At 54.9% G+C, this 6,829-nt stretch carries 5 protein-coding genes and 2 pseudogenes; 2 read left to right on the top strand and 5 right to left on the bottom strand.

Annotation, left to right across the window (positions count from 1 at the left end):
• Positions 1–657, top strand: a pseudogene (locus ABYT07_RS17830) (hypothetical protein); the annotation flags it as partial.
• A gap of 451 nt (positions 658–1,108) precedes the next feature.
• Here the strand turns inward: ABYT07_RS17830 and ABYT07_RS17825 are convergent.
• From ABYT07_RS17825 to ABYT07_RS17805, 5 genes and pseudogenes are all read right to left on the bottom strand, one after another.
• A pseudogene (locus ABYT07_RS17825) lies at positions 1,109–1,282 on the bottom strand (PHP domain-containing protein); the annotation flags it as partial.
• Entirely contained in the window at positions 1,279–2,340 is a 1,062-nt protein-coding gene (locus tag ABYT07_RS17820; RefSeq protein ID WP_372993371.1) for an ABC transporter ATP-binding protein, read from the bottom strand. The pseudogene ABYT07_RS17825 and the gene ABYT07_RS17820, both read right to left, overlap by 4 nt.
• Positions 2,337–3,164: an ABC transporter permease gene (locus tag ABYT07_RS17815; protein ID WP_372993370.1), complete on the bottom strand. Its 828-nt coding sequence runs from the start codon at positions 3,162–3,164 to the stop codon at positions 2,337–2,339. The genes ABYT07_RS17820 and ABYT07_RS17815 overlap by 4 nt, the downstream gene beginning before the upstream one ends.
• Complete coding sequence (locus ABYT07_RS17810) at positions 3,161–4,051, bottom strand: ABC transporter permease (protein ID WP_372993369.1); 891 nt, start codon at positions 4,049–4,051, stop codon at positions 3,161–3,163. Before ABYT07_RS17810 ends, ABYT07_RS17815 begins: the two co-directional genes overlap by 4 nt.
• A gap of 72 nt (positions 4,052–4,123) precedes the next feature.
• On the bottom strand, positions 4,124–5,221 hold the full coding sequence (locus tag ABYT07_RS17805; protein WP_372993368.1) for an ABC transporter substrate-binding protein: 1,098 nt from the start codon (positions 5,219–5,221) through the stop codon (positions 4,124–4,126).
• A 700-nt stretch (positions 5,222–5,921) separates the two neighbouring features.
• Between ABYT07_RS17805 and ABYT07_RS17800 the strand changes: the two genes are divergently transcribed.
• Positions 5,922–6,371: a hypothetical protein gene (locus tag ABYT07_RS17800; RefSeq protein WP_372993367.1), complete on the top strand. Its 450-nt coding sequence runs from the start codon at positions 5,922–5,924 to the stop codon at positions 6,369–6,371.
• The last annotated feature ends 458 nt before the right edge of the window (positions 6,372–6,829 follow it).

The following is a 6,829-nucleotide window of genomic DNA, read 5'->3' as shown; positions in this document are numbered from 1 at the left end:
GACGTCATCATCGACAACGTTCCATTGATGCCAGGTCAAATGCTCTTGGGTGCGCCAGTTTTCGAGCCCCGATACGCGAGCATCGCCTCCATCGCGAAAGCCGAGCATTTGCACTCAAAGACACTCACAAACGTGTTGCGGGTCGCTGGGGTGATTGATGACGTGCCACCCCTTAAAGGCGCTCGCAATGTGGTCGCAGATTACAGCAGGGCCAAAGCGTTGATCGAGATAGCAAAGCATGCAGTGCCGACCACACATGTTCCCGATCTGCTGAATGCGTCCCGTCCTCTTGTGTCAGCTTTGATCGAACTGAAACAACTGACGAGAATACAGGAGCATGACGCGGTAAAAAGCAAGGTTGGCAAAGCAATCGACGGGCGCTCCGTGCAACGCGTAAAAAAGTTCTTGGAGAGCAGTTTTAGATTGGTGGGCACAGTGCCAAAAGATCACGTGCCTCTGGCAAAGGCTGCCGAGAAATGTCGTGTCAGTCTTGATGTCATCCTGGAGCTGCTGTTCGGTCTTCACCTGAAGAAGGTCTGTCGCTTGAAGGGCCAAACTGGGTTCGGCAGTGTGTTGGTGTTGCCATCTGAGATTATGGCGAAGATCAAGAATCCTCCGCCAAATGTATCCGACGAGATTCGGTTTTGGATGGGCTGAAGCCTATTTCAGAATGAACACATAGCTCAAAACTGAGAATGCCGCCTTCGGGCGGTATTTTTTTGGAACTTTCGATGGCCATTTGATATGGGGGAATGGCCATTTTGGCCGCCTTGTGTCATAAATTATATAATGATATCAGTAGGTATAAGCGAAATAGTGGCCGCATTATGCTATGTCCCCACATTATTGTCAGTCACAGCATACCTTTTCCGTGAATCACACCATAGGTTTTCCGCAGAGCTGTTTTAAAGCTTGAGTTTGCAACAAACAAAAAAGGACGGAGCAGCGAGCTCCGTCATTTTTTGTTTGTTATATCAGCCTGTTACTGGATTTCTTTGGCTACATCGCTCCGCAAAAATAGGCTGCCATAAACTTCTCCATTTGGGGGAAACGGGTTTACACCCTTCGACCTTAACTCTGCGCCAAGACTTTGCCAGCTGCGCCCATATGGGTAGTCGTAAATGCCGATCATGTGGTCCGTGAGTGCGATGAAATCATAGCCCTCTGACTGATAACGGCGGCTGACCTCGGCGGGCGACAGGACCCCGTCGGACAAGGTGGAATGGGTGTGAAGGTTGCCGCGGTAAAACTGACCGGGCGCGGAGAAAGCAGGTAACTTCATGCGGCACTCTCTGGCAGGATAACAAGGTCGTCATGCGCGAACCAAACCTCGGTTTGCGCGCCTTGCGCAGGGACTGTGACGCCCGCGCGGTTGAACATGTCGATGCTGACGGGCGTGCCGGCAACATCTATCTGCGCCCGGATGACCGAGCCCAGAAAGCTGGAGTGCAGAACGCGGCCCGGCAGCGACTGGGTATCGGTTGATCGCCGGTTGAGGGACATAGCTTCGGGGCGCAGGGCGACCGTTACGGCGCTGTTTGCCGCGATAGACGACAGATCGAGCCCGCCCACATTGACCCCGGCAAAGCGAAGGCTTTGCGGCCCAACCTGCTGTGCATCGAACGTGTTCAGCTTTCCGACGAAATCCGCAACAAACCGCGTTGTCGGGCGATTGTAGATCTCGGAAGGCGTCCCGATCTGATCCGCCCGGCCCGCGTGCATCACGACCACGCGGTCCGACACGGACAGGGCCTCTTCCTGATCATGGGTCACGAAAACCGTGGTGATCCCCAGTTCGCGCTGGATGCGCCGGATATCATCACGCAAGCTGGTGCGGATCTGCGCATCGAGCGCCGATAGTGGTTCGTCCAGCAGCAGAAGGTTGGGTCTTGGCGCAAGGGCGCGGGCCAGTGCCACGCGCTGTTGCTGGCCACCTGACAGCTGATAGGGATAGCGGTCCGCCAGATGTCCCAATGCGATCAGATCCAGCATCTCGTCCACGCGGCTTGCAATCTCGCGGCCCGACATGCCCGCGATTTTCAGACCAAATGCGACGTTCTCTCGGACAGACATATTGGGAAAAAGCGCATATGCCTGAAACACCATGCCGATCTTTCGGCGGCTTGCAGGCAGCGCGGTCACATCTGCGCCGCCTACCTGGATCTTGCCGGACGTCGGTTTCTCGAAACCTGCGATCATGCGCAGCACCGTCGTCTTGCCGCAACCTGAGGGGCCAAGGAACGAGATAAATTCACCAGCCTCGACATCAAGTTGGAAATCACGCACGACAGTCGTTGTCCAGAACGTCTTGGTGATGTCGGTCAGGGTCAGAAAGCTCATGATAATGCCTTTTCAACAGAAGTGGATGTGCGCCGCCGAAACAGGCGCTGGCCAGGTTTGAGATTGGCGAACGCTTCCATCAGGACCATGCAGGTCCAGGTAAACCCGAACGCCATGATGGCGAGGGCCGCAGGCTGATAGGCATAATCCTGCCCCATCCGCACCAGATAGGGACCAAAACCCGGACGGTTCAGCAGGCTGGTGATGACAAATTCGCCCAATGATATGGAGAATGTCAGGAATGCACCCGACACGATGGCAGAGCGGATATTGGGGAAAATGATGAAGGCGATGGTGCGCAGCCGCGATGCACCAAGGCTTTCTGCCGCTTCGGTCAGAGTTGCAATATCTATCGAGGCCATCCCATTATCGACCGCGCGATACATGTAGGGGATCGACAACACGACATACCCGATCACCAGCAGAGTATTAGTGCCTGTATCAGTCATCGTCAGGGGCAGGAAAGAACCGGTCCCGTAGATCCGAACATAGCCAAAGACCAGCACGACCGGCGGGATAATCAGGGGCATGAGGCTCAGAAACTCGACCACGGGGCGCATGCGCGGCACCCGCAGACGGACCCAATAGGCGGTGGGCACCACGATCATGATACCGACAAGGATCGCCAGCAAGGACGCAACTGCCGAGAAGCTTAGAACACTGACGAATACATCGCTCTCGAACACGGAACGGTAGGCCTCGAATGACAGCTCTCCTCGCTTCATGCGCAGCGAAAAGTTGAATGTCGCGATCAGCGGCACGACAAAGAACGCGGCACCAAGCACTGCGATCACGACTGATAGGACAGGCACGCGGCGGCTCATTTCTGCCACCGCTCGGCTCGGCGGCGCAGGATGAAATAAAGTGTGTTGGACAGGCCCATCAACACGATCATCCCGACCGCAATCGCATAGCCCAGATTGGGATTATAAAGCACATTGCCGCGGATCTGCTGGAACAGCACGATCGGGACCACCTGGAAGTTGGCCCCCGTCAGCGCGTAAATCGTGGCCAGGGTGCCGAAAGCATTGGCGAACAGCAGCAGGAAACACCCCAGCACCGAGGGTGCCAGCAGCGGCATTGCGACACGCGACAGATACTGGCGACGGGACGCCCCGAGGCTTTCCGCAGCCTCGCGCCATTCGGGCCGCAACCCTTCAAGCGCGGGCGTTATCATCAGGATCATTAGGGGCAGTTGGAAATAAAGGTAGGTCAGCGCGAGACCCAAAAAGGAAAACAGGGTGAAGCCCGACGCATAGATGTTGATCCCCAGAAAGTCGCGCAGCACCAGCGTGACAAGGCCCAGACGCCCCAGTGTCGCGATAAAGGCAAATGCCAGCGGCACCCCTGCGAAGTTGGAGGCAACGCCCGAAAACGTCATGAACGCCCGCCGAACCCATGACGGCAACCCGCCGTGGATCAACGCATAGGTAAGGATCAACCCGAAAACGGCGCCCATGCCTGCCGATGCAAGGCTCAGGCGGATCGACAGGCTGAATGAGTTCAGGATCTCTGGCGCGAACAGCCCCTGCATTGTGTCCAGCGAATACTGTCCATCCGGTGTTTGGAATGCGCCATTGATCAGATAGAAGATCGGCGCGATCAGAAACAGGAACGCAAACAGGAAAAACGGCACAAGGCCAATCCATGACCAGTTCAGCTCGGCAAAACGGCGCACTGCAGGCGGTCGGTCGGGAGAATGAGACGTCAAAGGTATAGATCCATCTTCTGGAAAAAAGACAGCGGAGGAAACCTCCGCTGTCTGATAGTTAAAAGCGGTGGCTTACTGAACGCCCATTTCGGTCGCCCAGTTCGCCGCAACTGCCTCTTTCGCCGCTGCCTGATCATCAAGCGAGGGGAAGATCGCCTTGGCGTAGTTTTCGGCGGGGGGGAGTTTGTCCAGCAGATCCTGCGGTATCACGCCGCGCTCGGCCATATCGTTAAAGCGGATCGGGTGGCAGTAGCCTTCCAGCCAAAGCAACTGGCCTTCGTCCGAATACAGAAACTCCATCCAGAGTTTGGCAGCATTGGGATGGGGCGCATAAGCCGAGATCGCCTGAACATAGACGCCTGCAACAACTGCATCACTGGGCACGATCACCTCGACAGGTGGGTTGCCTGCCAGATTGTCGCGCATTGCCAGCAGGTTGTAATCCCAATCGAAATAGATCGGTGTCGTTCCCTGGGCAAGGTTCTGGGAGTTGCCGTTGACCGGAACAAGATTGCCGCTTCCCTTGAGCCCTTTGAAGTATTCAATGCCCTTGTTCAACGCGTCTGCGCCCGCTTCTGCACCCTCTGCGATACCTGCGGCATAGACCGTCATCATGGTGCTGTTGCCGGTGCGCGGATCACCAATGATCGCCACCCCGTTCGCGAAATCATCGCCCTTCACATCCGCAAAGCTGGTCGGCGCATCGGGATAAATGTCAGAGTTCACACCAAACGCCAAAACCCCATAATAGTCGCCATACCAATATCCGTCGGCATCTTTGGCGTCATCGGGGATCGAGTCCCACTCTGCAACCTTGTACGGCTGCAGCAGACCTTCGGCCTTGGCCGCAGGACCAAAAGATAGACCTACATCAAGCACGTCTGGTGCCTGAGGGCCGGTATTATCCTTGTTCGCCTTCACCGCTTCGAGCTCGTCCGCTGAGCCAGCATTCGGGTTCAACTCATTCACTTCCAGACCATATTTTTCTTTGAATGCTGCAATGACTTCGCCATAGCCGCACCAGCTGTGAGGGAGGGCGATTGTGGTCAGCATGCCTTCGGCCTGTGCTGCTGCGATCAGCTCGGGGCTTGGTTCCGCGAATACAGCCGTCATAGATAGAGCGGATGCGGACGCCAGCAGGGGCAACGCAAAGCGAGTGTAGGACTTCATCTGGTATCTCCGGAAAATGGGATCAGTATTACGCAAGCGGCAGGTCCGCAGCACCCTCGCCTTAAGGTTCAAATGCGACATTCTGGTTAACTATTTATTAAGGTTGCGTGACGCATGTGGCGACTGCGTGCCAGTGTCCGACGTTCACATCGGCTGTGTCTACTCTAAATATAATCAGGAAGGGAGCGAACGATAGCTGACGTTTATTCAGAACCTGACGGATGTCGGCTAGGCACCGACTGCTTGCGGGGTCTTGTCCTTTCCGCCTACGGCGAATTTGGCCAAATGCACCTAAAGGCTGCTGTATGTGCACTGGTCACAGTGACGGCACTAATGTTTCACAATCAATCAAATGCACTGTTTGCGGAGTATGCAGGCCCCCTTGTATGGCGCGTTCAGAAAGTGAACGAACCATACGCCATATGATGATTCACAAGGGCGGTGAAATCAGCTAGATTGTTGGTGCGTTTCATACATAAGGCCGGTTTCGTCCGCACTGCTGACCTTGCCGCCGTGCGCGGCGAAGGTCCGGTTCGAGCCCAATGTGTCAGATGCTGCGTTCGCCACCAATGTCTGCTTTTGCGCTTGATAAGAAAATAGACGCTGGAACCCAACGGGAGTACAGTCTGGGTTCAGATGCCATAATTTGGCCGTCAACGTCATTTATCTGAACGCCGTGGAGCGACGAAGGAGTAATGCGATGGAACAGACAATCGAAGAGCTACCTGCGAAATTTGGGTTGGTTGGGTTCATTCTGGGTATTGCAAGTCTCGTCGTTATTCTCATACAATTTTCTGCATTTTTTGAGCCGAAAGAGAAGAGTAGCGGTTCTGTCATTGGCGAGATTGCAGCAGACATAAAGCAATCAGCCGCGCGTGCATTGGCAGGGGAACCAGCCCCAGAGCGCACTCCGCCGCCCCGAGATTACAGTCAATTCATCACAATTGCCGCGCTCTGTGTGGCGGGTATCGCGGTCGTGCTTGGCGGCATAGGATTATACCGACACGAACCACATCGGCTTTCATATATGGCCGTTGGTATCGGCGTTTCGGCATTTGTAGTGCAGTATGTGTTCTGGTTGGCGATCCTGATTTGCGGCGTGGCCTTGCTCATCAGTATTATCGGAAAGCTCGATAGTATTTTCGGCTAGAAACAGAAACTCTCATCTACAAAGCAGACCTTCAACGTTCGATACTTGAAGGCAGCTTCGTCCTGTGTGGATGGCTCCCTTTTTGCAAGTCCTTTTTCGCGCATGGTGTTTCGTCAGAAGCAGTCTTGTGTTCGGCCTGTTATGACCTAACTTGATCAGTTCGTGTGCCCAGTGGTGGCTCGCTCCACAAGCTTCAATACCAACCAAACATGGCTCAAGGCGTTCAAAAAATGCCAACACTTGCGCCCGCCGTAAAGCACGGTTAAATGCGATCTCTCCATTATCATCAATACCGTGGACCTGAAAAACGTTCTTAACCACCCCTCTCGGGACATTGCTGCGCAATACCCTGCCGGTCAATGATCAAGGCCCATTGTTGTAACATGCATTGGGTGGCTCCTCTCATAAGCAGTTCATAGCAACTGCACTATGGCGCATTGCGACGCCGATTGATGCAG

The sequence above is a fragment of the Sulfitobacter sp. genome (genome assembly GCF_041552635.1).
Classification (GTDB): domain Bacteria; phylum Pseudomonadota; class Alphaproteobacteria; order Rhodobacterales; family Rhodobacteraceae; genus Sulfitobacter.
This window is presented reverse-complemented; position numbering and strand designations above follow the sequence as displayed.

What these genes read in the sequence shown, in the direction of transcription:
- ABYT07_RS17820 (WP_372993371.1), bottom strand. Translation starts at nt 2,340, where the DNA reads ATGAGCTTTCTGACCCTGACCGACATCACCAAGACGTTCTGGACAACG.
- ABYT07_RS17815 (WP_372993370.1), bottom strand. Translation starts at nt 3,164, where the DNA reads ATGAGCCGCCGCGTGCCTGTCCTATCAGTCGTGATCGCAGTGCTTGGT.
- ABYT07_RS17805 (WP_372993368.1), bottom strand. Translation starts at nt 5,221, where the DNA reads ATGAAGTCCTACACTCGCTTTGCGTTGCCCCTGCTGGCGTCCGCATCC.
- ABYT07_RS17800 (WP_372993367.1), top strand. Translation starts at nt 5,922, where the DNA reads ATGGAACAGACAATCGAAGAGCTACCTGCGAAATTTGGGTTGGTTGGG.